Source organism: Herbaspirillum autotrophicum (assembly GCF_001189915.1).
Classification (GTDB): domain Bacteria; phylum Pseudomonadota; class Gammaproteobacteria; order Burkholderiales; family Burkholderiaceae_D; genus Herbaspirillum; species Herbaspirillum autotrophicum.
On record NZ_LFLS01000007.1, the window covers coordinates 66,411 to 92,215 of the forward strand.

General features: G+C 59.3%; 21 protein-coding genes. 9 read left to right on the top strand and 12 right to left on the bottom strand.

The features are described from left to right. Position 1 precedes the first annotated feature (1 nt). The 3 genes from AKL27_RS07515 to AKL27_RS27630 all read left to right on the top strand — a co-directional run bounded on the left by AKL27_RS07515 (position 2) and on the right by AKL27_RS27630 (position 3,903). Positions 2-1,165, top strand: coding sequence for a hypothetical protein (locus AKL27_RS07515; protein ID WP_050462187.1), 1,164 nt, complete (start codon positions 2-4; stop codon positions 1,163-1,165). Between the two features lie 134 nt (positions 1,166-1,299). Further along, entirely contained in the window at positions 1,300-2,436 is a 1,137-nt protein-coding gene (locus tag AKL27_RS07520) for a hypothetical protein (RefSeq protein WP_157056838.1), read from the top strand. 213 nt (positions 2,437-2,649) lie between these two features. After that, complete coding sequence (locus AKL27_RS27630; RefSeq protein ID WP_050462189.1) at positions 2,650-3,903, top strand: hypothetical protein; 1,254 nt, start codon at positions 2,650-2,652, stop codon at positions 3,901-3,903. A 234-nt stretch (positions 3,904-4,137) separates the two neighbouring features. Here AKL27_RS27630 and AKL27_RS07530 read toward each other — a convergent pair whose 3' ends face one another. The 8 genes from AKL27_RS07530 to AKL27_RS07565 all read right to left on the bottom strand — a co-directional run bounded on the left by AKL27_RS07530 (position 4,138) and on the right by AKL27_RS07565 (position 13,858). Further along, positions 4,138-4,506 (bottom strand): c-type cytochrome, encoded by a 369-nt coding sequence (locus AKL27_RS07530; RefSeq protein ID WP_050462190.1) that lies wholly within the window; start codon positions 4,504-4,506, stop codon positions 4,138-4,140. A 38-nt stretch (positions 4,507-4,544) separates the two neighbouring features. After that, a complete protein-coding gene (locus AKL27_RS07535) occupies positions 4,545-6,305 on the bottom strand; it encodes a GMC family oxidoreductase (protein WP_050462191.1) in 1,761 nt (586 codons plus the stop codon). 12 nt (positions 6,306-6,317) lie between these two features. After that, the gene (locus AKL27_RS07540; protein ID WP_050462192.1) at positions 6,318-7,079 is read right to left on the bottom strand and encodes a gluconate 2-dehydrogenase subunit 3 family protein; all 762 of its coding nucleotides are present in this window, start codon (positions 7,077-7,079) and stop codon (positions 6,318-6,320) included. A 125-nt stretch (positions 7,080-7,204) separates the two neighbouring features. After that, positions 7,205-7,696, bottom strand: coding sequence for a ribonuclease E activity regulator RraA (gene rraA, locus AKL27_RS07545; RefSeq protein ID WP_050462193.1), 492 nt, complete (start codon positions 7,694-7,696; stop codon positions 7,205-7,207). 47 nt (positions 7,697-7,743) lie between these two features. Next, positions 7,744-9,429, bottom strand: coding sequence for a sensor domain-containing diguanylate cyclase (locus tag AKL27_RS07550; protein WP_050462194.1), 1,686 nt, complete (start codon positions 9,427-9,429; stop codon positions 7,744-7,746). Between the two features lie 328 nt (positions 9,430-9,757). Further along, the gene (clpB, locus tag AKL27_RS07555; protein WP_050462195.1) at positions 9,758-12,349 is read right to left on the bottom strand and encodes an ATP-dependent chaperone ClpB; all 2,592 of its coding nucleotides are present in this window, start codon (positions 12,347-12,349) and stop codon (positions 9,758-9,760) included. A gap of 143 nt (positions 12,350-12,492) precedes the next feature. Next, entirely contained in the window at positions 12,493-12,867 is a 375-nt protein-coding gene (crcB, locus tag AKL27_RS07560; protein ID WP_050462196.1) for a fluoride efflux transporter CrcB, read from the bottom strand. Positions 12,868-12,916: 49 nt separating this feature from the next. Continuing rightward, positions 12,917-13,858 (bottom strand): LysR family transcriptional regulator, encoded by a 942-nt coding sequence (locus AKL27_RS07565; RefSeq protein WP_050462197.1) that lies wholly within the window; start codon positions 13,856-13,858, stop codon positions 12,917-12,919. A gap of 421 nt (positions 13,859-14,279) precedes the next feature. Between AKL27_RS07565 and AKL27_RS07570 the strand changes: the two genes are divergently transcribed. The 4 genes from AKL27_RS07570 (at position 14,280) to AKL27_RS07585 (ending at position 19,158) form a co-directional block, all read left to right on the top strand. Further along, entirely contained in the window at positions 14,280-15,797 is a 1,518-nt protein-coding gene (locus tag AKL27_RS07570; protein ID WP_083438924.1) for an efflux transporter outer membrane subunit, read from the top strand. Continuing rightward, a complete protein-coding gene (locus AKL27_RS07575) occupies positions 15,794-18,010 on the top strand; it encodes an FUSC family protein (protein WP_050462199.1) in 2,217 nt (738 codons plus the stop codon). Before AKL27_RS07570 ends, AKL27_RS07575 begins: the two co-directional genes overlap by 4 nt. After that, positions 18,000-18,200 (top strand): DUF1656 domain-containing protein, encoded by a 201-nt coding sequence (locus AKL27_RS07580; protein ID WP_050462200.1) that lies wholly within the window; start codon positions 18,000-18,002, stop codon positions 18,198-18,200. The genes AKL27_RS07575 and AKL27_RS07580 overlap by 11 nt, the downstream gene beginning before the upstream one ends. Before the next feature lie 79 nt (positions 18,201-18,279). Continuing rightward, a complete protein-coding gene (locus AKL27_RS07585) occupies positions 18,280-19,158 on the top strand; it encodes an efflux RND transporter periplasmic adaptor subunit (RefSeq protein WP_050462201.1) in 879 nt (292 codons plus the stop codon). A gap of 98 nt (positions 19,159-19,256) precedes the next feature. Here the strand turns inward: AKL27_RS07585 and AKL27_RS07590 are convergent, their stop codons facing one another. Together AKL27_RS07590 and dgoD are read right to left on the bottom strand one after the other, a co-directional pair. Next, positions 19,257-20,060 (bottom strand): transporter substrate-binding domain-containing protein, encoded by an 804-nt coding sequence (locus AKL27_RS07590; RefSeq protein ID WP_050462202.1) that lies wholly within the window; start codon positions 20,058-20,060, stop codon positions 19,257-19,259. A gap of 95 nt (positions 20,061-20,155) precedes the next feature. Next, a complete protein-coding gene (dgoD, locus tag AKL27_RS07595; protein ID WP_050462203.1) occupies positions 20,156-21,295 on the bottom strand; it encodes a galactonate dehydratase in 1,140 nt (379 codons plus the stop codon). A gap of 319 nt (positions 21,296-21,614) precedes the next feature. Here dgoD and AKL27_RS07600 point away from each other — a divergent pair, with 319 nt between their 5' ends. Next, positions 21,615-22,358, top strand: a complete 744-nt coding sequence (locus AKL27_RS07600) for a GntR family transcriptional regulator (protein WP_050462204.1) — start codon at positions 21,615-21,617, stop codon at positions 22,356-22,358. A 42-nt stretch (positions 22,359-22,400) separates the two neighbouring features. Here the strand turns inward: AKL27_RS07600 and AKL27_RS07605 are convergent, their stop codons facing one another. Then, on the bottom strand, positions 22,401-24,446 hold the full coding sequence (locus AKL27_RS07605) for a sensor histidine kinase (RefSeq protein ID WP_050462205.1): 2,046 nt from the start codon (positions 24,444-24,446) through the stop codon (positions 22,401-22,403). A gap of 101 nt (positions 24,447-24,547) precedes the next feature. Between AKL27_RS07605 and AKL27_RS07610 the strand changes: the two genes are divergently transcribed. Continuing rightward, positions 24,548-25,237, top strand: coding sequence for a response regulator transcription factor (locus tag AKL27_RS07610; RefSeq protein WP_050462206.1), 690 nt, complete (start codon positions 24,548-24,550; stop codon positions 25,235-25,237). 30 nt (positions 25,238-25,267) lie between these two features. On the opposite strand, the gene moaE is transcribed toward AKL27_RS07610, so the two are convergent. After that, complete coding sequence (gene moaE, locus AKL27_RS07615; RefSeq protein ID WP_050462207.1) at positions 25,268-25,726, bottom strand: molybdopterin synthase catalytic subunit MoaE; 459 nt, start codon at positions 25,724-25,726, stop codon at positions 25,268-25,270. Positions 25,727-25,805 lie beyond the last annotated feature (79 nt).

Consider the following 25,805-nt stretch of genomic DNA (forward strand, 5'->3'; position numbering starts at 1 on the left):
CATGCTTGCAATGTCATCCGCTCCTGAGCTGACCGTTTCCGCGCGATCTGCTGCTGCCTTCGCTACGCGTTCCTCACCGGCATCGCCGGCCTGCGCCACCCATGACGATACCCTGCAATCCGATATGCTCAACACCGCCGCACCAGTCAATCTGCGCACCTCGCAACAGCGGATGAACGCATTGGCTGCCGCTGGCGCCTTGTACACGCCGAATACACCGGAAGTGTCAGCGCCGGCAGGCCACAGCACTGACAGCCGTCACAAACGCTTCGTACCGGTGATACTTGCCGCCGATGAAATCGTCACCAACGTGATTGACCAGATCAGTACCGCCATCACCACCAACACCATCGGCACCGAGCTGACAGCCGAAGCCGGCGCCGCCGAGGCCGCCGCATTTCCACGCGCAACCGTGATGGCAGCCGCCGCCGGCGGTCAATTGGCGGGCCAGGATGCTGGCATGGCTGCCGGCGCCGTGCACGGTGCCGAAAGTGGCGCACTGGAAGGCGCGCTCGCCGGCGCGGCGCGCGGTGAGCAGGCCGGTGCCATTACGGGCGCGTCGACCGGCGCATTGGCCGGCAGCCTGACCAGCGGCGGCGAACTGGAAGGAGCGATCTGGGGTGAGATGGCGGGCACGCATGCCGGACGCGCTGCCGGCAGATCACTGGGTCGCACCATTGGCTCCGGTGCCGGCCGTGACGCCGGCGCCAGATCGGGTGCTGCATTCGGCGCCACCGCCGGCAGCATTGCCGGCCAGCAGGCGGGAATGCTGGCCGGGCGCCTGGTGGCAAACGATCTGCTGCTGCGTCTGCCGCTGGAGGAACGAGATGACATCGTGCAAGTCTGGAGCATTGCCGAGGCACATGAGCATGCGGCCACGGTAGCCGGTCGTGAAACGGCGGCACTGGCAGCCCGTGAAGTGGGCGCCATGGCCGGAGAACGCGCCGGCATTCTGGCCGGTCGCCGCATGGGACAGGAAGTCGGCGGCCGCGACGGCGAACTGGCCGGCGCCCGGGCCGGTAACGAAGCCGGTCACCGTGCCGGCATCCGCGCCGGCGAAGTGATTGGCCGGCTGGCGCGCCATCCCCACAGCCAGCCCCATGTCAGCCAGAGCATCGATGCAATCCTGCTGGCGGGAATGGGAGTCGGCCACTACTTGCGCTAAGCCGGATATCGACCATCAGCATCTGCATGCGCGCGCAGTGCCGGGCCGCGCACATGGAGTCGCAGCAGGTACCCGGCATCACTGCTGCCCGCGCTTCCCTTGCCCGGCTTTCCGTCGCCACCAGGAGAATTTGCATGATGCTCATTTCATCCGTTCCAGCTTTATCTGCCGCCGCTCTGGCGCCTCGGTCCGTCACGCCGGCGGCGAACGATGGCAACACCAACCCGCAGCGCCCTGCCCCCATGACCACCGCCAGCCAGGTCGACCTCACTGCCTCGCGCCAGCGCATTTCATCCTTGGCAGCAGCCGGCGATTTGTACCACCCGGCCGCCGGCGCGCCATTGCATGAACCGGTCGCTGGCCGACAAAAACGCTTCGTACCGACCATGCTGGCCAGCGAGGAAATCACCACCAATGTGATTGACGAAGTCAGCGCCGCCATTCACGACAACACCGTCGGCGACGCACTGATTGATCACGTCACGGCCGCCGACGACGCGTTGTTTTCCGGTGCAACGCTGCAATCGGCGGCATTCACCGGATTGAGTGCCGGCCGCGAAGCCGGCCGGCTCAGCGGCGCATTTCAGGGTGGCGCCAGCGGCGCGCGCGAAGGTGCCTTGGCCGGCGCCACCCGTGGCGCGATTGCCGGCGGCATCATGGGTGGCACCAATGGCGCACTGGGCGGCATAATGGCCAGCCACGGTGAACCGGAAGGCGCGGTCTGGGGTGAAATGGCCGGGACTACGGCCGGCCGGTTTGCCGGCAGAACGCTGGGGCATATCATCGGCGCCACGGCGGGCCGTGAGGCAGGGGCACAATCCGGCAGTGCGTTCGGCATGACGGCAGGCGGCATCGCCGGCCAAAAGGCGGGCATTCTGGCGGGACGCATGGTGACCGACATGATGAGCGAAGATTTGTTGCAGCATTTACCGCTGGAAGACCGGGACGATCTCGTGCAGTTCTGGCATATCGCGGAACGCCATGAGCATGCCGCCGCCGTATCGGCCCGGGAAATCGCCGCACACACCGCACATCAGGTGGGAGACCTGGCAGGCAAACGCGCCGGCATGCTGGCCGGACTTCGCATAGGACAGGAAATCGGTGGCCGCGAGGGTGAATTGGCCGGCGCCCAGGCTGGCAACGACGCCGGTTATCTGGCCGGCATGCGCGCCGGCGGTGTAATTGACCAACTGGCCCGCCATCCCAATCGCCAAACGCATGTCAGTCAGGGCGTCGAGGCGCTGCTGCTGGCGCCGCTGCCTCACGGATAACGCCGGACAGGAAACCGCTGCACTTGCCACGTGCAGCGGAACGATCAGCGGCAGATCATCGTCAAACCAGTCGTGACGCCAGCCACCGCCCGCACAGCAAATACCATGCACATGTGCGCGCAACATCCGGGTGTGCGCATGCGTCCGCATCAGCCATGCCGCAAGGTGTCTGTTGCCCTTTCCCCGCCCGGACTCCCGACCTGGAGAACATCCATGACGATCATTTCATCTGCGCCCGCCTGGCGCGCTGCCGCTCCGGCTTCGACGACAGTCACGTCCGGCCCGGAACATGGGCGGCGTGACGCCCGCCACCTGAGGAACAACGCCGCGTTTACCGATCTGGCTTTCGGGCAACGCAGAATGTCGGTACTGGCCGCCGCCGGCCCGCTATATCAGCCGCAGCCTTCCGCTTCACTGCCGCCTGCCGAAGACCTTTCGCAGCACCGGCAAAAACGCTTCGCACCGGCCATGCTGGTGGCCGCTGAAATCAATGACATCAGCGCCGGCGCGATCAGCAAAACACTGGTCAGCATTGCCGACAACAGCATCGGCAATGAACTGCTGAGCGACCTCGGCGCCGCCGATACCTTTTCCCGGACAACGATCGTATCGGCGGCGCTGACCGGCGAACGGGTTGGCCGCAACGCCGGCCTCGCCATGGGCGAACTGGAAGGCACTCAAAGCGGCATGCGCGCAGGTGTCTTGAGCGGCGCCACGTATGGCGCGCTGGCCGGCAGCATTACCGGCGGCGCGCGCGGCGCATGGGCTGGCAGTCTGGCCAGCGGCGGCAGACTGGAAGGCGCCATCTGGGGCGAGCTGGCTGGCACCGCAGCCGGGCGCAACGCCGGCCTGTCAGCGGGCCGGACCGTCGGCATCGAGGCCGGCCGTGAGGCTGGCGCCAGAGCGGGAGCGATACACGGCGCCAGAGCCGGCGGCATCGCCGGTCAAAAGGCCGGGATGTTGGCCGGTCGTGCTGTCGCAGAACATTTGTTGCCGCGTCTTTTATCTGTCAACCAAAGAGATGATGTCATGCAAATCTGGAGAATTGCAGACGAACATGGACAGGCGGCCGCAGTAATCGCGCAAGAACCGGCCGAACGAGCTGCGCATGAAGTGGGAAAGCTGGCCGGCGAGCGCGCCGGCATTTTGACCGGTGGCCGCATGGGACATGAAATTGCCCGCCGCGACGGCGAACTGGCCGGCGCCCGGGCCGGTGCCGATGCCGGCTATCAGGCCGGCATGCGGGCCGGCAAAGTGATTGAACGACTGGCGCGCAATCCCAACGCTCAGATGAAAATCGGTCCCGGCATCAATGCACTGTCGCTGGCCCGAACCAAGAGCGCTGCGCATTCCTATCAGAATATTGATACGCTTTTGCTGCCGGCAACCATGAGCACCAAGCCCGCATCCCGCAACCTCGATGCACTCGCACTGGCGACCATCCGGCCTGGCGCGCAACCACGCTGAACCAGCCCACCGCCATGGCCGGTCACGATGTTGCAATGTTCGTTCGTGCCCGACTGGCGCCCCCGCTCGCCGGCATTGCCGGACCAATCGTACCTGCGCGATGTCGTCGATACCCCGCGCGCAACCCGTTACCGCAATCTGCCCGATGTTGAATTGCTACAAGCGGCAAGGAACGAAAAAAGTCCGCGCCACTTGAGATGACGCGGACTTCTGCACTGACTTCTGACGCAGTTGCTACTTCAGGGTTTTCAGATAGGCGATCAGATCAGCCCGTTGCTTGGCATCGGCAATTCCGGAAAACGGCATCAGATTGCCCGGCACCACTGCTTGCGGATTGGCGATATAGGCGTCCAGCGTCTTTTCATCCCAGGTCAGTTTGGCGCGTTTCATCGCCGGGCTGAAACGGAAGCCCGGCGTGACACCGGACTTTTCACCAACGATCCCGAGCAAACCGGGACCAACGCCATTGGCGGCCGTCACCGCATGACAGGCAGCACATTGCGCATACACTTGCTTGCCGGCGTTGACATCCTGGGCCAGTGCCGCAGTCAGCGGCAACGCGGCAATCGCCAGTGCCGCCACAACTTGATTCAATCGATTCATTGCATCACTCCTTCAAAGTCGGATTCAGCCGCGCCGGCTCACAGCATGCGCGGACGTTGTACGTATTGCACCAGATCATCGCCCAGACGCAAGGCCATGGCCGCCAGCGGTCCGGTCGGGTTGTAGCCCGAGTTGTGCTGGAACACCGAAGCGCCGACGATAAACAGGTTTTGCGCATCCCAGTGTTGCAGGCGCGGTGACACCACGCTGGTTTCCGGATCGGTACCCATGGTAGTGCCGCCGACGATATGCGTGGTCTGATAAATCCGCGTATCAAACGGGCTCTTGCGCGGTGCCGCCGGCCCCACGATGTCGGCCCCCATGGCTTTGGCAATCGCTTCCATTTTCTTGGTCACGTAGGCCGACATCTTGGTTTCGTTATCGCGCCAATCGAAAGTCATGCGCACCAACGGCTGACCATAGGCATCCTTGTAGACCGGATCGAGATCCAGGAAATTTTCGGTGTGGGGATAACAACTGCCCTGAATCGACAAACCAAAGGAATGCGCGTACCAGTCGACGTTGGCCTTTTTCCATTCGGTACCCCAGCGTGGCGTACCCGGCGGCAAACGGCGCGACGAAATCGGACGACCACCGAAGACATTGGCGCTGATGGCACCGCCGCCCAGAAAGCCGAGTCTGGTGTGATCGAAGTTATCGTTGTTGAAGTCGTCAATCACCATGCCGGTGCTGCCGGTCGCCAGGAACGGATTGATCCAGCGGTCCTTCATGAACAGATTGACGGACGACGTCGTCTGATAACAGAAATTGCGTCCGACCACACCCTTGTTGGTCACCGGGTCATACGGCCGGCCGATGCGATCGAGCATCAGCAGCTTGTTGTTGGTCATGGTGAATGCCGCCAGCACCACCACATCGGCCGGCTGCTCATACTCCAGACCATTGCGCAGATCGACGTAACGGACGCCGCTGACGCGCTTGCTCTTGCGGTCGTAATTCACACCGAGCACATGCGCCTGCAAACGCAGCTCAAAACCTTTGCGCTGGCGCAGCATCGGATACAGCAACACTTCCGGCGAGGCCTTGGCCTGCGCTTCACAAATGAAGCGTTCACAGTGACCACAGTACTGGCACTGGCCCAGCTTCTGTCCGTCCGGGTTGGTATAGACGCCTGAGGAATTGCCGGCAGGCGTCGGAAACGGATGATAGCCAAGCCGTTCCGTGGTTTGCTTGAAGATCAATCCGGCTTCGGTGATTTCCAGCGGCTTTTGCGGATACTCGCTGGTGCGCGGCGCTTCAAACGGATTGCCGCCGGGCAGGATCTTGCCGTTGACGTTACCGGCCTTGCCCGACAAGCCGAACAGCTTCTCGAACAGATCGTGATAGGGCTCCATTTCCTTGTACGTGATACCCCAATCCTGCAACGACATGTTGGCGGGAATCGCATTCTTGCCATAACGGTTGGTGTAATGGGTACGCAAGACCGGATCATATTCGGCCCAACGCCAGGTATGGCCGTTCCAGTGATTGGCGGCACCGCCCATGCCTTCGCCGGGCAGGAATGCTTCCATCCAGCGTACCGGCAACGAGGTGTCGCTGCGCGAGTGACGCAAGGTATAAGTCTGGACATCGTATTTCTGTACCAGGCCTTGCCGTACATCCCAGCGCAATTCATCGCGCTGGCTGGGCAACTTGGCCTCAGCGCCGTTGGTGTGATCACCGCCGCGCTCCAGTACCAGTACATCAATGCCTTGCGCCGTCAGTTGACGCGCAATGAGGCCCGCAGTGAGTCCGCCACCGACGATGACGACCGTCCGCTTTTCGAGTTTTTTTACCATGAAGTGCCCCTGTTAGCTGAAGTCGATAATCGACTTGGGATCTTTCGCACCCGGAAACGGCTTGCCCCGGAAATTCACCATATCCAGCGTATGCGTGGCAGGCAGGCCGGGATAGCCGACCATTTTCCAGAACACTTTATTGTTGTTGCCGCCGTAAAGCGGATCAGCAAAACAGGCTTGCGAAAACAAGGGGTAAATCAAATCGTTGAACCACGACGCCAGCGGCACATCGTCATCGGTCACCTTGCCACCGGCGATGCTGTTGAGGAAGGCGTCGGCATCTGCCGGCGTCAGCTGGTCGAAGGTCTTGTTGAATTTTTTCTGGCATTGCCGGTTGGCGGCCTCGACACCGGCCTTGAAGAACTGCTCCGGCGTCATCGGCAATTGCAAACCCAGTTCAGGTTTGCCGGGTTGCCACGGCCCGTGCATGTAGCGCCCGGCACCTTTGCCATACGCACCGGCGAGCTGGCGGTCAATGAAAATGGCGAGGCCGCAGTCGACGCCGTTCGGCGTGTACTGATCGGCCGGACACATGACATTGACCATGGTTTCGGTAAAGGCGGATTCATCGGCGCTGAAACATTCGTAACCGATCAGCGGCGGCGGTGCTGCAGCAGTCGCGGCATCAGCGGCATGCGCCGATGCTGCCGCCACGGCTGCAGTAACACCTGCTCCGGCAACAAACTGGGATGAAAATGGTGCGGCGCCAGCGACAGTAATGACCTGTCGCAAGAAGTTACGCCGTGGCGGGGGTGTGGGAATATCGTCGCTCATCTGTGCCTCCTTGAATAAGTGGGTGAGATTGCTGGAACGCGATTTAGATATTACTTTTTTATCCCCGCCCTATTTCCTTTTATATAACAAAGATGAATTGCAAAATTTGCAACAATGTTTGATGCTTACAACTGTCCCCGGGAAATCAGTATGCCATCGGCATCCGCGTAAATCCAGTCGCCGGGATAAATCGCAACACCGGCAATCGACACGCGGATATCCGCATCACCACTGCCTTTGCGCATGCTGCGCTGCGGGTGTGTCGTCAGCGCCCGCAGTCCGATTTCGCAAGCGTTGAGTTCGAGCACATCGCGCACGCAGCCGTTGACCAGGATACCGGCCCAGCCATTGTTTTGTGCCAGCACGCCAAGGTTGCCGCCGACCAGTGCACAACGCAGGCTGCCGCCGCCATCCACCACCAGCACCCGCCCCTGCCCCGGCGTTTCCAGTGCGGCACGCACCATCACGTTGTCTTCAAACACTTTCAGAGTTTTGGCCGGACCGCTGAAAGCGACCTGTTTGCCGAACGAGGCAAACATCGGCGGCAATACGGTCAACGTGCCATTGGCCAGCTTGTCTTCGTTGGCGTCACACAAATCACAGGTAGCAAATGTCATCAGCAAATCTCCTGATTGCAAAAAAGAGGAAAGCGATCAATACGATGTCAGCAGGACATCACGCGGTGCATCCGTTTTTGATCGAACATGCGCGAATCAGCCACGCGCAGCAGGGTTTCGATATCCAATCCGTCTTGCGGATAGAGCGCCATGCCGATCGAGGCTTCGATCTGATATTCCAGGCCGTCGCGACCGGCGACCGGCTTGGTCAGGAAGGTGCGGACTTTGTCGATAATGGCATGGGCAATTTCTTCGGTTTCCACGCCATGCAGATAGACCACGAATTCGTCACCGCCAAACCGCGCCACCGAATCATCGCGCCGCACCGCGCGCTGCAATTGCTGTGCCGCGGCAATCAGCACTTTGTCGCCTTCATCATGACCATACTGATCATTGATGGCCTTGAACTTGTCCAGATCGATGAACAGCAAGGCAAAGTGCAATGGGTTGGCTTCAGAGGCATTGCGCCGGCGGAAATCGATCTGGGCAATCAGGGAATCGCGGTTCAAGGCGTTGGTCAGGCGATCTGTGCGCAAATTTCGCTCCATCTCTTGAAAGCTGTGCGCCAATTGACCGATTTCATCGCGCCGGTCGATATTGAGGGACGGAAACGGTTCGCCGTTGCCGATACTCTTGGCCGCTTCGGTCAGCTTGCGGATGTCGCGCAAAACCCAGCGCAAAATCACGAAGCCGAAGACAAACGTCAGGCATACGGCAACAAACCCCAACAACAAGGTTTGGTAAACACCGCCCGTGACCGAGCCGAGGAAATCCGAACGCGGCACGGCACTGACGGCAATCCAGTCGAGGCCGGCGCTGTCGCGGTGCAGACGAAATGCCACCTCGGTTTTATCGTTGCTGCCGGCCAGGCTGTGAATCACCAGTTCACCGGGCACCAGCGCCTGGGTCTTGAGATAGTCAACCAGATTGCTGTATGCCTGACGCACCAGCGCCGAGTTGCTTTGCGCCGCATTCAGGCGGACAAAATTGCTGCCGCTTTGATCCACTTTGTAAATCGCTTCGGCATCCGAGGTGGCGATGAATTCGCCGGAAGGTTCGACAATGAAGGACACGCCGTTCTTGCCGGGCGGCAGTTTCTCCAGAATCTTGCCCAGCCGGAGCAGGCCGATGCTGCTGGTCGCCACGCCGAGCAAGACGTGGTCTGCGGTGTAGACCGGTTTGGATAAGCTGATGCCGAGGAATTTGAGGCGGAAATCGGTAAATACCGGCGACCAGGTTTCTTGCTTGCGCTCGACCGCGCGGACATACCAGGGACGATTGCGCGGCTCATAGTCTTGCGTCGCCACCAGTTCCGGCACGGTGCCGGGTCCGTGCAGATAATAGACGTAATTCTTGCCCTGCTGACCATCGCGAATGCTGTACATGAAGAGATTGGTTTCCTCCTGACGCAAGCCGAGGAAACTGCCGTCAACACCGCCGAAATACACGTAACTGGGCTCATCAAACAGCGAATTGGCGAGCCACAGGCGCTCTTCCAGCGCGGCATGGTCTTTCGGAAATGGCAACAATACCGGCTCGCCAGCCGGGGTCGCCGGCGGAATGGCATCCGGCGCCACCACCCGCAGGGTTTCACGTGCCCCCAGCAGTTGCCGGTCAGTGGCCTGGCCGACCCGCGCCATCGTATCAACCAGCGCATTGCGCGCCAACACCTCGGTAGCGTCATCACCGGCCCGGAATAAGAACCAGCCGATGGTAACAATCAGGCATAACATGAGAAATACAAACGGCAGAATGAATAGCCGTTGTAGCGAAGATTGCTTCAGAATTCCCCCTTGCCTGTACTGCGATCAGTATTACGGTTGCGCGCTCTTGCTGCTTTTTTGCTGCTTTTGCTGCTTTTGCTGCTTCTTGTTTATTTGTACGAAGGCGCGGTACCGGGGGGAACAGAAATATGACGATGAAAACAGTGCTTGTCAGCCGTTCGTCAGCATCGGCAAAAAAAACTCCCCGGGTTCCGGAAAGTGCCACATTGCAGCATGGCATTTTCCAAAGCCTCAGGGAGAGTAAATATCATAACCGTGTCGGTTTGATCAAGGTATTTCAGTGCTGGCCGAACGAAAGTGCACCATCTTGTACACCCACGTGCACAACGTCCTTGGGGCCAAACTTGCCGGACAGGATCAACTTCGACAGCGGATTCTCGATCTGCTGCTGAATTGCCCGTTTCAGCGGTCGTGCACCATAGACCGGATCGAAACCGGCTTCGGCGATTTTTTGCAGACCGGCATCTGAAATCACGAGGCCGATATCCATCTTGGCCAGACGTTGCTCCAGAATATGCAACTGAATCTTGGCAATCGCACCGATGTTTTTCTCATCGAGCGCATGGAACACCACGATTTCATCTACCCGGTTTACAAACTCCGGACGGAAATGCAGTTTCACCTCTGCCATGACAGCCATCTTGATCACCGCCGGGTCGCTGCCTTCCATCGACTGGATTTTGTGCGAGCCGAGATTCGACGTCATCACGATCACCGTGTTCTTGAAGTCCACGGTGCGGCCCTGACCATCGGTCATGCGGCCATCATCGAGCACTTGCAGCAAGACATTAAACACGTCCGGATGGGCTTTTTCAATTTCATCCAGCAAAATCACGCTGTAGGGCTTGCGGCGTACCGCTTCGGTCAGATAACCGCCCTCTTCGTAACCGACATAACCTGGCGGCGCACCGATCAGCCGCGCCACCGAATGCTTTTCCATGAACTCGCTCATATCGATGCGGATCATGGCTTCTTCGGTATCGAACAGATACGATGCCAGCGCTTTGCACAACTCGGTCTTGCCGACTCCGGTCGGGCCAAGGAACATGAACGAGCCGTATGGCTTGCTCGGATCACCAAGACCGGCACGGGAACGACGAATCGCATCCGACACCGCGACAATCGCTTCGTCCTGCCCCACCACGCGCTGATGCAACACTTCTTCCATGTGCAGCAGTTTTTCGCGTTCGCCCTGCATCATGCGTGACACCGGAATACCGGTGGCGCGCGCCACGATTTCGGCAATTTCTTCGGCACCGACCTGGGTCCGCACCAGCGTTGGCCGCGTGCTGTTGTGTTCGGCCGCCGCATCTTGCTTGTTCTGCGCTTCAAGTGCCTTTTCCAGCTCGGCCAGCTTGCCGTACTTGAGTTCCGACACTTTTTGCCAGTCGCTCTTGCGGGTCGCCTCTTCCATTTGCAGGCGAATCTGCTCGATTTCTTCCTTCAAATGCTGACTGCCCTGCACCGTCGCCTTTTCCGCTTTCCAGATTTCTTCCAGATCAGCGTACTCGCGATCGAGCTTAAGGATTTCTTCCTCAATCAAGGCCAGCCGTTTTTGCGAGGCTTCATCCTTTTCGCGCTTGACCGCTTCGCGTTCGATCTTCAACTGGATCAGTCGGCGGTCCAGCTTGTCCATGACTTCCGGCTTGGAGTCGATTTCGATCTTGATCTTGGCCGCAGCTTCATCGATCAGGTCAATCGCCTTGTCCGGCAGGAAACGGTCGGTAATGTAGCGATGCGACAATTCAGCCGCCGCCACAATCGCCGGGTCGGTGATATCGACGCCATGATGGACTTCGTATTTTTCCTGCAAGCCACGCAGGATGGCGATGGTCGCCTCCACGCTTGGCTCGTCCACCAGAATCTTCTGGAAGCGGCGTTCCAGCGCGGCATCCTTTTCAATGTACTTGCGGTATTCATCCAGCGTCGTGGCGCCCACACAGTGCAATTCACCGCGTGCCAGGGCCGGCTTGAGCATGTTGCCGGCATCCATCGCGCCTTCGGCCTTGCCGGCGCCGACCATGGTGTGCAACTCATCGATGAAGACAATGGTTTGCCCTTCGTCTTGCGCAATTTCCTTGAGCACCGACTTCAGGCGTTCCTCAAATTCACCGCGATATTTGGCACCGGCCAGCAGCGCCGCCATGTCGAGCGACAACACGCGCTTCGACTTCAGGCTGTCGGGGACTTCGCCATTGACGATACGTTGCGCCAGTCCTTCGACGATGGCGGTCTTGCCGACGCCCGGTTCGCCGATCAGCACCGGATTGTTTTTGCTGCGTCGTTGCAGCACCTGAATCGCGCGCCGGATTTCATCGTCGCGGCCGATCACCGGGTCCAGCTTGCCGCTGCGGGCACGCTCGGTCAGATCGAGGGTGTATTTCTTGAGTGCTTCGCGCTGGCCTTCGTCTTGCTGCGAAGACACGCTGGCGCCGCCGCGTACGGCATTGATGGCGCTTTCCAGCGATTTGCGCGAAAGGCCATTGGCCCGCGCCAGCTTGCCGGCTTCCGATTTGTCATCGGCCAGCCCGAGCAATACCATTTCGCTGGCGATGAACTGATCGCCGTGCTGCTGTGATTCCTTGTCGGCCAGATTGAGCAGCGACACCAGATCGCGGCCGATCTGCACTTCGCCGCCATGGCCGGAGACCTTGGGCAAACGCTCCAGCGCGCCTTGCAAGGCGGTGCTCAGACCGGCGACGTTGACGCCGGCGCGTTGCAGCAAGGAACGGCTGCTGCCGTCATCTTGCGCCAGCAGTGCGCGCACCAGATGGATGGGGTCGATATATTGATTATCGTGACCGACTGCCTGACTTTGGGCATCGGCCAACGCTTCCTGCAATTTGGTAGTGAGTTTGTCGAGACGCATGTTTCGCTCCAGTTCTTGAATAACAACAAGGTTGGGACATCCTGTCCCTTTTCAAGAAAACCTGACGTGATCTATATCAATCAGATCCATAACAAGCCGCACAGCAAGGCACGTGGCAAGCCCTGCAACAAACCCGGTCGGCCTCAGCCGAAAATTGCCCGATAAGTTGCAAAACCGGCAATACATAACGCAATCGACCCCATCAGGTGCAGCGCCGAGTGCGCCAGCGCCCACAGATAATCGCCCCGTTGCAGCAAGATCATGGCTTCTGCCGAAAAACTGGAAAACGTCGTCAGACCGCCCAGAAACCCGGTGATGGCGAACAAGCGCCATTCCGCCGGCAAGCCCGGATAGCGCTCAAAAAACGCCACCAGAAAGCCGATCACATAGCCGCCGCCCCAGTTGGCCGCCAGCGTTCCCAACGGCATGGCCTGACCGGCCACGCTCAACCACAATCCCAGACACCAACGCAGCCACGCGCCCAGCGCAGCCCCGACACCTACCGCAACCCAAGCCATTCATCGTCTCCCGTTCCGAACCTGCCCGATCCATTTTCTCTGCACCCGATCATGCCGAATGCGCGGCAATCCGGTCAAGCGCCAAATGATCTTCTTGCAAGGCCTTGTCCACGCTTTCGTGCATCCAGTCGACCCAGGTACTGATCTTGGCGTCCAGATACTGGCGCGACGGGTACAGTGCATACACGCCCATTTGCTGCATGCGGTATTGCGGCAGCACCCGCACGATAGTACCCGAGCGCAGCGGGTCGACCGCAGAATAAATCGGCAGCACACCGATGCCCATGCTTTCGCGGATGCTCAGCAACATGGCTTCGGCCACGTTGACCTGAAAGTTGCTCTTGATGGCAATCGATTCGTGTCCCTCCGGCCCTTCCACCAGCCACTCATCAAGCGGCGACACCGGACTCACCAGTTGCAGACAAGCGTGATTGACCAGCTCCGACGGCCGCTGCGGCGCGCCATACTTTTCAACATACGACGGCGAGGCACACACCACGCTGTAAATCGTGCCGAGTTGCCGAAAAATCAAACCGGAGTCCGGCAACTCGCGCGCCAGCACCAGCGACACGTCATAGCCCTCTTCCAGCAAATCAGGAATGCGTTGCGCCAGCGTCAGCTCGATGGCGACGTCGGGATAACGTTTCTGATAACTGGAAATGGCCGGTATCACATAGCGCTGACCGAAACTGGTCATGGCATGCACGCGCAAGCGGCCGGACGGTCGCACATTGGCGTCGCCGGCCTCGGCCTCGGCTTCCTGCACATACGACATGATTTGTTCGCAGCGTAATAAATAGCGCTCGCCGGCTTCGGTCAACGCAATCCGGCGCGTGGTCCGGTTCAGCAACCGGGTACGCAGATGTCGCTCCAGATCCGCTACCGCGCGCGACACATGGGCGGTCGTCAATTCCATCTGCTGCGCCGCTGCGGTAAAGCTGCCGGCATCCACCACGCGCATGAAAACGCGCATGTTTTGCAAGGTATCCATTTCATTCCCGATCTGCACGCGCCGCGCTGGCGGCGTCGCTGGTTGCCATCATTTGTTGCTTGCCGATGCAATTACCACCGGCCGGAGATCACATTAGGCGATACTGCAACAATCGTCTTGCTACCGCATTGTTACCCAATTTTGGCCAATGATTATTGCGATAATTGATAAAAACCTTTGTGTTTAGCGGCATTTCTCTATCAATAATTACAAAATATAATCGTTTGGAGAGGGTTTTGTAATAATTGATTGTGAGTCCGAACGCGGTCGCAGGCGTTACGTGCCTGGCGCAGCGGTGCTGCAGCAACGAGTTGCAACAACCGCATGTGACGCCTGCGGCCCGTTCCCGAAAGAGGTCGAACGCATCGCACAAGTCAATTGTTACCAGACCCTCAATATTTGCATTTTATTGGGTAATCTCATGAACACTCAGGCAAGCACACCAAACCAGCAAAATACCGCCCAGCGCCACTTGGCGACGGCGGCGCTGAGCCTGCCGCTGGCTTTTTGCCTGCTCGTCGCCGGTTGCGCCAGTGACGGCGGCATCGCCCCGCAAGCACATTTACAACCGGTTGCCACGTTTGATGTCGGCAACGCGATCCGCACCGTCGGCGCCACTGCCGGCTGGCCGCAACGCGCCTGGTGGGAAAAATATGCTGACCCGCAACTGAATCGACTGGTGACGGCCGCCATTGCCGACAATCCAAGCATGGCGATTGCCGCCGCCCGCGTACGGCAGGCGCAGGCGCTGACCGAGGTCGCGCATGCCGGCGAGTTGCCGCAAGCCAATCTGGATGCCGGCATCAACCGCAAGCATTGGTCCGACAACCCCTATTACGGTGGCGGTGCCATGGCCAGTACCGATACCTGGAATAACAGCGCCGTCATCAGCATGTCGTACAACCTCGACCTGTGGGGCCGCAATCGCAGCAATAGCGAACGCGCACAGGATGAATTGCAAGCGGTGGCCGCCGATGGCCGCGCCGCCCAGCTCGATCTGGAAAGCAATATCGTGCGCGCCTATGTCATGCTGTCACTGCAATACGGATTGCGCGACAACACCGAAGCCACGCTGCAGCAACAGCAACAAATCCTCGACCTCGCCAACAAGCGCTTCAAAGGCGGTATCGGCACGCAGCTGGAAATCAGCGAAGCGCAAGTGCCGCTGCCGGAAACCCGGCGTCAGATTGAAGCGCTGGATGAAAACATCGCGCTGGCGCGCAATCAGATTGCCGCCTTGCTCGGCAAAGGTCCCGGCGCCGGCGATAGTATTACCCGGCCAGCGCTGACAATGGATGCCGCCATCGGCTTGCCGGCGGTACTGCCAGCCGCATTGCTGGGTCGTCGACCCGATCTGAGTGCGGCGCGCTGGCGGGTCGAAGCCGCCGGCAAAAACATTCAGGTCGCCAAGGCCGCCTTTTATCCCAACATCAATTTGCTGGCCAGCATCGGACCGATGGCAGCCGGCGGTGGCTTGCTGTCGTTCCTGACGCTCGGCAATGTCAGCACCTCATTCGGGCCGGCTGTATCGCTGCCGATTTTCGAAGGCGGACGCCTGCGCGGCCAGCTCGGCGCCACCACCGCCGGTTACGATCTCGAAGTCGAACATTACAACCAGTTGCTGAGCATGGCACTCAAGAGTATTGCCGATCAGGTGGTGACCTTGCGCTCGCTGCAACGCCAGCAACAACAGGCAGAGCTGTCGGTCGATACCGCGCGCAAGAATGTGGCGATTGCCATGCGCGCCTTCCAGCGCGGCCTGACCGGCTATCTGAATGTACTGAATGCGCAGACCCAATTGCTGCGCCAACAGCAAATCATCCAGCAATTGCAGGCGCAAAAACTGAACGCCTACGCCACCCTGACAGCGGCGCTCGGCGGCGGTATCGAAGAGGATGTCCGGCACGATGCGCAGGCCAGCGCGGGTAGCAAACAATGACTACCGACACCACTGCCGCTGAGCGCCTGCCATGGTCGCGGCAACTCAAGGATGCCGTGACCGACTGGTATCAGAACGACCGTCTGGTCTGGACCTATATCTTCAAGATGGCGCTGGCGTCGCTGCTGGCACTCGGGATCGGCATGCTGCTCGATCTGGAATCGCCGCGCACCGCGATGACCACCGTGTTCATCGTCATGCAGCCGCAAAGCGGCATGATTCTGGCCAAGAGTTTCTACCGCATCATCGGCACGCTGATCGGCACTGCCGCCGTGTTCGTGTTCGTCGCCTTGTTTGCGCAAACGCCGGAACTGTTCCTGTTATGCACCGCGATCTGGATCGGCCTGTGCACCGCCGGCTCGGCCCACAACCGCAACTTCCGCTCCTATGGTTTCGTGCTCTCGGGCTACACCGTGGCACTGATCGGGATTCCGGCAGTGGTTCATCCGGCGCTCACCTTCGATTCGGTGGTCACGCGGGTTACCGAATTGTCGCTCGGCATTTTGTGTGCCGCCATGGTCAGCTCGCTGGTTTTTCCGCAACGTACCGCACCCAATCTGGTGCGCATCATTCGCGGCCGTTTTTCCGCCTTCGTCGATCTGATCGGCGGCACGCTGGCCGGCAAGGTTGATCGCAAACAACTGGAAGCCACCAACGCCCGCTTCATCAGCGACATCATCGGTCTGGAAGCGATCCGCAGTTCAGCGGTGTTCGAAGATCCCGATGTGCGTTTGCGCAGCGGCCGGCTGACGCGCATGAACAGCGAATTCATGGCCTTGTCGACCCGCGTCCATGCGCTGCACCAGTTGATGAACCGGCTGCACACCAACCATGCCGACACCGTCATTACCGCAATTGAGCCGTACTTCAAGGAAGTCACGCCGTTGCTGACACGCTCCGGCGGAGAACCGGTCATGAGCGCTACCGATGCCGCCGAATCCGCCATCAAGCTGGACCGTTTCAAAAAAGAATTGCCGAAGCGCATTCGCCAGACCCGCGCCGCGCTGCCGGAAGACAATGCCGTCACGTTGCTGGATTTCGACACTGCCAGCGAACTGCTGTATCGCGTGATCGAAGAGTTGCATGCCTATACGCTGACCTATGCCTCGCTGGTGCAGCGCTCGCATGAGCGCGAGCAATGGGACAAGTCATACGCCCCCAAGACCAGTCTGTTCACCGCTGCCGTGGCCGGCACCCGCGCTGCCGTCGTGCTGTTGTTGCTGTCGGCGTTCTGGATTGCCAGCGGCTGGCCCAGCGGCGACTTCGCCGCCCTCAATGCGGCCGCCTTCTGCGCCATCACCTCGGCCGCCCCCGACCCGGCCCGCACCACCCGCAACATGAGTTTCGGCGTGATCGCCGCCATCATCATCGGCTATTTTTACGTGTTCCACATATACCCGCATCTGGATGGATTTTTGTTGCTGGCCACGGCCCTGTTGCCGTTGTTGCTGTTTGCGGTATATCTGACCACGCGCCCGGCCTGGGCCGGATTCGGCATGGGTATCTGTATCTTCTTTCCGTTTCTGGCGGTGCCCGATAATCTGGCCAACTTCAATGCCGCCACCTATCTCAATGAATCGGTCGCCTTGATGGGTTCCTTGCTGGTGACGACGGTCGCATTCATGATTCTGCTGCCGCCAGCCAACGCCTGGGTAGTGCGGCACATGGAAAAGAAATTGCGCAAGCAAGTGGTACAAGCCTGCTCTGGCAAACTCAATGATCTGGCCGGTCGCTTTGAAAGCGGCACGCGCGACCTGATGCACCAGATCAGCGTACTGACCGCCAGCCAGCCGGAATTGAAACAATCGGCGCTGGGCTGGATGTTTGCCACGCTGGAAGTCGGACACGCCATTATCGAACTGCGCCAGGAGCTGGCCAGTATCCGGCGCGAAACGCCCAATCTGTTGCCGCCTGCGGCCTATCAGGCCCTGGCCGATATCCGCCGCACCATCCCGGCCTTGTTCGATGCGCCCAGCGCGCAAACGCTGGCAGCGGCAATGAGCGCCACCAACGATGCCATCGCCGTGGTACATCAAACCATCGGCCCGCACCAGCGTCCGCGCAGCGAACGGCATCGCTTGCAACGCACGCTGAGCTACCTGCATTTCATCCGCACCGCCTTGCTGGATGAGCATTCGCCGCTGCATCCGATCCGCACCGGCAGCAACACCTCTGCCACTTCAACCTCGGAAGGTCCTTCTCATGCCGCGTGAAATTTCATTATTCGACGCCTATGTGCCGGCGCTGCTGCTGCTGACATTCTTGTCGGGGCTGATCACGATCGCGGCAGACCGATTGCTGGTACGTCTCGGGTTATACGATTTTGTCTGGCACGCCTCCTTGTTCCGGGTCAGCCTGTTTGTCTGCATTCTCGGCGTGCTCGGGCTGGCGGTATATCGCTAACGGCAGCAGCAGCTGTCACCGCAGCAATCAACACATTGGTCAACGAAGTCATCAAAGCAATATTCAGGAGCATTTCATCATGTCGGTCAAATCGATTTTTCGTTTCAGCATTACCCTGCTGATTTTCCTCGCGGCCATTTTTCTCGGATGGACCCTGTGGAAACACTACATGGTTTCGCCATGGACCCGCGACGGCCGCATCCGTGCCGACGTCATCAATATCGCACCGGATGTCTCCGGCCAGATTGTCGACTTGCCGGTGCGCGACAACCAGCTGGTGCACAAGGGAGATCTGCTGATGCAAATCGATCCGGCGCATTATCAATTGGCGTTGCAACAGGCGGAAGCCGCAGTGCAAGAGAAAAAAGCTGAACTCGACATGCGCCGTGCCCAGGCGCGCCGGCGCGCCGATATGGATAATCTGGTGGTCTCGCGCGAAACCCGCGAAGACTCCGACGTCCAGGCCAGCGCCGCGCAGGCGCAATACCAGATTGCACTGGTCCAGCGCGACACCGCCAAACTCAATCTGGAACGTACCAAGGTAATTGCCCCGGTCGATGGCTATGTCACCAACCTGAATGTGCGACGCGGTGATTACGCCAGTGTCGGCGCCGCCAAATTCGCCATCATCGACAGTCACTCATTCTGGGTTTACGGTTATTTCGAAGAAACCAAACTGCCTTATCTGAGCGTCGGCGACAAGGCCAAAATCCAATTGATCAGCGGCGCCGTATTGCAAGGCCATGTCGACAGCATCGCACGCGGCATCTACGACCGCGACAATCCGCAAAGCCGCGAATTGCTGGCCGACGTCAATCCGACCTTCAACTGGGTACGGCTGGCGCAACGGGTGCCGGTGCGCATTCACATTGATGAGGTACCGCAAGGGGTATTGCTGGCCGCCGGTCTGACCTGCACGGTGGTGCTGGAACCGTCGAACAAGGACGACAAGAAATAGAGTAAAAAAGGGCAAAGAAAGAAGCTGTCACCATCAACAGAAAAGCCGGACCTGTGCCTGACAGGTCCGGCTTTTTCACATGGCGGTCGTGATGATGTTTATTTTTTGGCGAACTGTTTCAGGTCCGGCAGCGGCACGCCCATGTACTTCTGGAACACGGTCGACAGCGTACCGTTTTTCACATTGTCGTCAGTCCATTGCGTCAGCCATGCCTTGAGTTCCGGATCATTCTTGCGCAAGCCGATGCCCAATGGCTGCACCGTCACATCCAGCTTGATCTCCAGCTTCTTGTCGGCGTACTGCTGTTGCAGCGACAGGAACATGCCGTAAGGTGCGCACAAGGCATCCACCTGTCCCGACAACAAGGCCGCGATGGTGGTGGCGTCATCGTCATAACGCGACAGGATGGTTCCCTGCGGCGCGCGCCGGGTCAGTTCGGTATCTTGCAGATTGCCGCGTACCACGGCTATTTTCTTGCCGACCAGGGTATTCATGGAATTGATCGCCACCGGCGCCGGGGCAAACACCACCAACCGGTTGACACTGTAGGGCACAAAATCAACCACCTTTTCGCGCTCCGGGGTAATCGCAAACGAGGAGATCACGATATCGGCCTTCTGCGTCATCAGGAACGGAATCCGATTCGGACCGGTGACTTCGACAATCCGCAATTTCACGCCCATGTCCTTGGCCAGTTTGGTCGCCACATCGACATCGGCGCCAAACGGTTGTAGTTGCGCATTGACGGAGCCGAACGGCGGCGTTCCCAGATCGACGGCAATCGCAATTTCACCGCGCTTCTTGATATCGGCCAGTGTATTGGCATGCGCCGCCGTCACGGCAGCGGCACACAGCGCCAATGCAACGGCGGTCTTGAACAGTTGAACAGTCATTTTTTTCATTGTTGGTCTCCGGATTGTATGGATCAAAGCTGCTTGCACATCTTGTCACTTGCGGCGACGCCCTCCTGCGTCGCGTGGATGATTGCCGGTAGCGCTTACCAGTCGCCAATGGTCCCGTCAGCGCGAAATACTTCAGGAATCCAGGTGCCGTGATTGTTGGCGCGGGCGAACTCTTCATTGACGTGAATACCCAGTCCCGGCCCCTTCGGCAACCCGACATAACCGTCGGCACCGACCTTGGGAATATTGTCGGCCAACTGCTCCAGAAAATCGTGATGCTCGTGTCGATGTTCCAGAATCACGAATGGTTGCAGTGCCGCCGCCAGATGCATGCCGGCTATCGATTGCACCGGGCCATTCGGATTATGCGGCGCCAGCGCCACACCATAGGTTTCGGCGAAGGCGGCAATTTTCATCATTTCAGTGATGCCGCCGGCATTCGCCACATCGGGTTGAATCACGGTCGCCCATTCATTTTCCAGCACTTCGCGGAAATCGAAACGGGTAAACAGGCGTTCGCCGACGGCAATCGGAATCACGCATTTTTCTGCCAGCCGCGCCAATGCCTTGGGCGTTTCCGGTAAGACCGGTTCTTCAATCCACAATGGTTTGGTATGACGAATGGCGGATTCGATTTCCACCGCAAAGCCGCTGCTCAGGCGACCGTGGAAATCCAGCGCGAAATCACGTTCAGCGCCGATTTCATCGCGCACCGCTTCACAGCATGCCACCACTTGCCGGATCGTCGCCAGGCTATCGACCGCATTGACGGCCGGCAGCGGATAGAACTTGACTGCGGTATACCCCAGCGACACTGCATGCCGCACGCGCCGGCGCAATTCCTCCGGATCACTCGACAGGCCGCAGTTGGCGTACAAGCGAATGCGGTCCCGCACTGCCCCACCCATCAGTTTGTACACAGGTTGATTGGCCAGCTTGCCGCGAATATCCCACAAGGCAATGTCCACCCCGGACAAAGCCGCCGTCTGAATCGGACCGCCGCGCCAGAACGCGTGACGGTACATGCGTTGCCAGCACCATTCGGTATTGGTCGGATCGGCGCCGACCACCAGTTTCTCAAGATCGGCCACCGCGCCGAGCATGGCGTTCGGCTTCCCCGGTAACGAACATTCGCCCCAGCCGATCAAGCCCGGCTGATCAGTTTCCACTTTGACAAATACCCAGTCTGAAACAGGACTTACAGTTGCAAATGCTTTGATGGCAGTAATCTTCACGGCTTCCTCTTTGAGTTGAGATACGGACGTTCACGACAGCTTTTTATTTGAGGACTAGTGTACCAGTCGTCTAGTTCATGTCAACCTGTTGTGCGGAGTGACTCTGTATAATGAGATTTGTGCGCCGGGAATCGCGACGCTTTTAACCCCAAGCGACAGCCAATTGCGTCGAAATACCGACAAGATGCCGCGATTACGCAGCAAACATGCAAAGAGAGGAAAAAATCAGGTCGCTTTTGCAGATGAAAAGCGCCGATAGCATGGCACAACGGATGGGAACGCCGGCCCGACATTGGAATCATTTGATGGAACAACAAGCATGGATGTCGTAGCAAAAATATTCCTGGAGACGCCGCTGGACCGGAAATTCCGCGCCTCCGAGCAGATTTACACGCTGCTCAGGCGCGCCATCATTTCATTGGAATTGCCGCCGAATCAGCCGATTTCGGAACAGGAAGTCGCATCGACGCTGGCCATCAGTCGCACACCGGTACGTGAAGCGTTTATCCGTTTATCGGAAGATGGTTTGTTGAATGCCTATCCGCAGTTCGGCACCTTTGTCGCACCGATCCGCATGGAAGCGTTACTGGAAGCACAGTTCCTGCGCGAAGCGGTAGAGTGCGCCACGGCACGCCGCGCCGCTGAAATCATCGACCCGCTCAAGGCAGTGCGACTGCGCGCCGTGATGGACAAGCTGCGGGCAGCATTGCAGGCCGAAGACTGGACCGCCTTTCATACCGTCGATGAAGAAACACACTATGAAATCTGCGTTGCCAGCGGCATGCCCGGTCTGGCGCGCACAGTGGAACAGGCACGCGCCCATCTGGACCGGGTGCGCTATCTGATTTTGCCGGACATCGCCACCAACCATCGGGTCATCAATCAACACGGCGCCATCATCGAGGCCATCTGCCAGGGGCAACCCGAAGCCGCCTATGCCGCCATGCAAATCCACATGCGCGACATCATCGATCATTTGCCGGAATTGAAGCAGCGCCACCCGGCCTGCTTCGAAGAAAAGATTCAAGCCAACCGCAATCGCAAGGCGACCAAACCGGCCTGATTTTTGATGATGCGTTGGGCCGGACGCGCCCCGCCCTTGCGCTCAACTTGCCGCCGGCTGGGCGGCGCCGGACAAGCCATTGCGTTCGGGCAGCAACAGCGAAAAAATCAAGGTGCCATGATGGCCGGCATTTTCCAGCTTCACCTCACCGGCATGCATGGTGGCAATGCGCTGCACCAGATAGAGTCCCAGCCCGGCACCCGGCAAATGTTGCGCAATGCGGCCGCGAAAATACTTCTGGAACAGACGCGGCACTTCATCGTCGGCAATCGGCGGTCCTTCATTGCACACGGCGATGCGGATATCACCGCTATCCTGTACCCCGGCATGCACCAGAATCGGCCGCCCTTCAGGCGCATGGCGGTCGGCATTGGTCAATAAATTGCGCAATGCCACCCGCAGCAAACCTTTGTCACACACGAACTGCGGCGGCAATGCTTGCAGTGAACGCTGCACACGTTCATGCGGCCACTCATCCAGTACGCCATCGATCAAGGCGCCGAGGTCGCAGCGCTCGGGCCGGAATGCCGCGATGCCGGTATCCATGCGGTCGGCCGTCAAATATTCATCCACCAGCGCCGCCATCCGCTGCGCCGCATTGCGCAGATTCTGACAACGCACCAGCGTCTTTTCGCGCACCGCATCGAGATTCTTGGCAATTTGCTGCGCCGTGGTATTGATGATGGCCAGCGGTGTCCGGAACTCATGCGACACCATCGCCACGAAATCTTTTTGCTCCTCGCGCGTGCGCCGCTCGACTTCCAGCGCATCACGCAATTCCAGTTCCAGCAACTCGCGCCGCGCGATTTCCTGCTGCAAGGCGACCGTGCGTTTGGCGACCTGATGTTCGAGGCCATCGTTAAGCTGGCGCACCGCCCGCACCATTTCCGATTGCGCCATTTCCTTGTCGCGTCGCAAGCCGTTATAGCGCAGGTTGAGTCGCAGGCTCATCAACAGCATATGCAAAAAGGCACCGATGGCGGACGCATGACCGGTCCAGAAATTGAACGGCACCCATCCCAGATTGCGCATAAAACTGATGATCACACCGGCATAGAAAATACCGAACGCCAGCAAGAAAAAGCGCGCCGGCCGGTAGCCGCGCGTGAGCAGCCACAAGGACATGCCGATAAACCCGACAATCAGCAGCAAGGCCAGGATTTGCACCAGAATCATGCCGTCGGGGTAGCGCCCGGACAGCACCAGCGCGCAGCCGGCCGCACTGGCCATGGCGGTACCGAAGCTGACGGCCTTGCTGAAGCGCGGCCATAAAGTCGGCAACTCAAGTTGCAACGACGAGAAATGCGCTCCAACGGTCAGACTGATGCAGATCGACAGCCCCAGCAACGGGTCCGAGATCGTCACCGGCATATTGAACAATTGCTGCGGCAAGGCGACCGTCATGACTTCGTTCATGGCGTTGAACCAGACGTACAGCAGATACCAGCCACTGAGCGCCTCTCCGGTCATGCGCCAGAACAGGGTATGAAACAGGATCAGCAGCAGATAGCAGCCGAAGTACAAACCGTAATACAGATATTCGCGACGTGAAAAATCGTTGAAGGCGATACTGGTCCAGATTTCCAGATCGGTAGCCATGGCATTCTTGGTCTTGAGACGCACCAGCCAGGTTTCCGGCCCCGGGTTCTTGACGCGTATCGGCAACACCACGCCGCGCTCATCCATGAGCCAGTTGGCGCGGCCCACATCCTCGCCGGAATGCAGCGGGGTCCAGACGCCGTCAGCGTCTTGCCGGTAAAAACGCACATCATCCAGCAAGGCGTTGGTAAACCGCAGCACCCAATCCCTGGGTGCATCGGCAGTCCGGTTTATCTCCAGGCGCAGCCAGACCACATCCGCGGTATACCCTTCACTGACTGAATTGGGCAACTTGCGCCAACCACTGGCGAGCAGTGCCTGCGCCGGTGTCATGCTGCCATTGGGATCGCGCAGCAGCGTCATGGCGCCTCTGGCCGGCAGATACGTGGTATCCGCGCCCAATGCCAGCACCGGCTGCGACAGCGGCTGCGCTTGCAGCAGCAACGGCAGCAACAGTACCAGCAAAAAGAAAAATGGCAGACGTTTCATGGCGGCGCAGGATAGCATGCCGGCTCAGGATTTGAGATCAATTTGACGATTGCTCAGATTTGCTCAGATAACTTGCCGCCACAATCGGCTATGCTTGCGTCATGCCAAGAACCCATCTTATTTTGCTGGAAGACGAAATCGTCTTGCGTCAGGAACTCGCCGAGTTCCTGACCGATATCGGCTATCGCGTCGACACGGCTGACAGTCTGGCGCAATTCCATCAGATCCATGATCCGGCGCTGCACCGCATTGCGATTCTCGATCTGAGCTTGCCGGACGGCGATGGCCTCGACCTGATGCGCCAGTTGCGGGCCCAGGATCAACAAGTCGGCATTGTCATTCTGACAGCGCGCGGCGGTTTGCAAGACAAGATCACCGGCATGGATGGCGGCGCCGATCACTATCTGGCCAAGACCGCCGATCTCGACGAACTGGCGGTAACGCTGGTGGCGCTGCGCCGGCGTCTGGGCGAAGCCGAACCTAAAGAACGCTGGGTGCTGGAACTGGGTCCGCGCCAATTGCGCCCGCCCGGCGCCAATCCGATACCGTTGTCGCATCAGGACCTGACGGTATTGCGGATCCTGATGCAAGCGCCGGGCACGCTGATCAGCCGCAAGGATATCGTGCTGATGCTGGGTGCCGATTTCATGGATTACGACCAGCGCCGCATGGATACCCAGATCTGCCGCCTGCGCCGCAAAGCGCAACGGGCATGCGGCCTGACATTGCCGGTCAATACTGCGCGCAATCTGGGTTATCGTTTTTATGCCGAGGCCGAAATCCGCCTCTGACGCGGACCAGCCGGTTTGCGCCCGACTTGTTCAGCCAGCCGGCTTCCATTTGTCCAGCGCCTGCGCATCGCTGTCGCGCGCATCCACCCAGCGCGCGCCCTCCGGCGTCTGCTCCTTTTTCCAGAACGGTGCCTCGGTTTTCAGATAATCGATGATGAATTCGCAGGCGGCAAACGCAGTGCCGCGATGGCGTGACGTTACCGCCACCAGCACGATCTGGTCCAGCGGCAACAATGGCCCGACACGGTGAATCACCAGTGCATCGCAGATATCCCAACGTGTTTTGGCGTCCGCCACAATCTGCTGCAGGGCTTTCTCGGTCATGCCCGGGTAATGCTCCAGCTCCATGGTGGCGACACTGGCGCCGTCATTGATATCGCGTACCGTACCGACAAAACTGACCACCGCACCGATGCCCGGATCGTTACGACGCAGTTGTGCAATCTCGGCAGCGAGATCGAAATCGGCAGTTTGGACACGTATAGGCATGCTGGGGACAATTGAAAGGCAGTGTTGAAAACAGGTCGGATCAGGCTCATGGTACAAGCCGCCGCGCTTTTCACCAAGC

Coding starts and splice junctions, on each gene's coding strand:
- AKL27_RS07520 (WP_157056838.1), top strand. CDS start 1,300: ATGATGCTCATTTCATCCGTTCCAGCTTTATCTGCCGCCGCTCTGGCG.
- AKL27_RS07610 (WP_050462206.1), top strand. CDS start 24,548: ATGCCAAGAACCCATCTTATTTTGCTGGAAGACGAAATCGTCTTGCGT.
- AKL27_RS07535 (WP_050462191.1), bottom strand. CDS start 6,305: ATGGTAAAAAAACTCGAAAAGCGGACGGTCGTCATCGTCGGTGGCGGA.
- AKL27_RS07600 (WP_050462204.1), top strand. CDS start 21,615: ATGGATGTCGTAGCAAAAATATTCCTGGAGACGCCGCTGGACCGGAAA.
- moaE (WP_050462207.1), bottom strand. CDS start 25,726: ATGCCTATACGTGTCCAAACTGCCGATTTCGATCTCGCTGCCGAGATT.
- AKL27_RS07550 (WP_050462194.1), bottom strand. CDS start 9,429: ATGTTATGCCTGATTGTTACCATCGGCTGGTTCTTATTCCGGGCCGGT.
- AKL27_RS07605 (WP_050462205.1), bottom strand. CDS start 24,446: ATGAAACGTCTGCCATTTTTCTTTTTGCTGGTACTGTTGCTGCCGTTG.
- AKL27_RS07530 (WP_050462190.1), bottom strand. CDS start 4,506: ATGAATCGATTGAATCAAGTTGTGGCGGCACTGGCGATTGCCGCGTTG.
- AKL27_RS07565 (WP_050462197.1), bottom strand. CDS start 13,858: ATGGATACCTTGCAAAACATGCGCGTTTTCATGCGCGTGGTGGATGCC.
- AKL27_RS27630 (WP_050462189.1), top strand. CDS start 2,650: ATGACGATCATTTCATCTGCGCCCGCCTGGCGCGCTGCCGCTCCGGCT.
- AKL27_RS07515 (WP_050462187.1), top strand. CDS start 2: ATGCTTGCAATGTCATCCGCTCCTGAGCTGACCGTTTCCGCGCGATCT.
- AKL27_RS07580 (WP_050462200.1), top strand. CDS start 18,000: ATGCCGCGTGAAATTTCATTATTCGACGCCTATGTGCCGGCGCTGCTG.
- AKL27_RS07585 (WP_050462201.1), top strand. CDS start 18,280: ATGTCGGTCAAATCGATTTTTCGTTTCAGCATTACCCTGCTGATTTTC.
- AKL27_RS07575 (WP_050462199.1), top strand. CDS start 15,794: ATGACTACCGACACCACTGCCGCTGAGCGCCTGCCATGGTCGCGGCAA.
- AKL27_RS07590 (WP_050462202.1), bottom strand. CDS start 20,060: ATGAAAAAAATGACTGTTCAACTGTTCAAGACCGCCGTTGCATTGGCG.
- clpB (WP_050462195.1), bottom strand. CDS start 12,349: ATGCGTCTCGACAAACTCACTACCAAATTGCAGGAAGCGTTGGCCGAT.
- AKL27_RS07570 (WP_083438924.1), top strand. CDS start 14,280: ATGAACACTCAGGCAAGCACACCAAACCAGCAAAATACCGCCCAGCGC.
- rraA (WP_050462193.1), bottom strand. CDS start 7,696: ATGACATTTGCTACCTGTGATTTGTGTGACGCCAACGAAGACAAGCTG.
- crcB (WP_050462196.1), bottom strand. CDS start 12,867: ATGGCTTGGGTTGCGGTAGGTGTCGGGGCTGCGCTGGGCGCGTGGCTG.
- AKL27_RS07540 (WP_050462192.1), bottom strand. CDS start 7,079: ATGAGCGACGATATTCCCACACCCCCGCCACGGCGTAACTTCTTGCGA.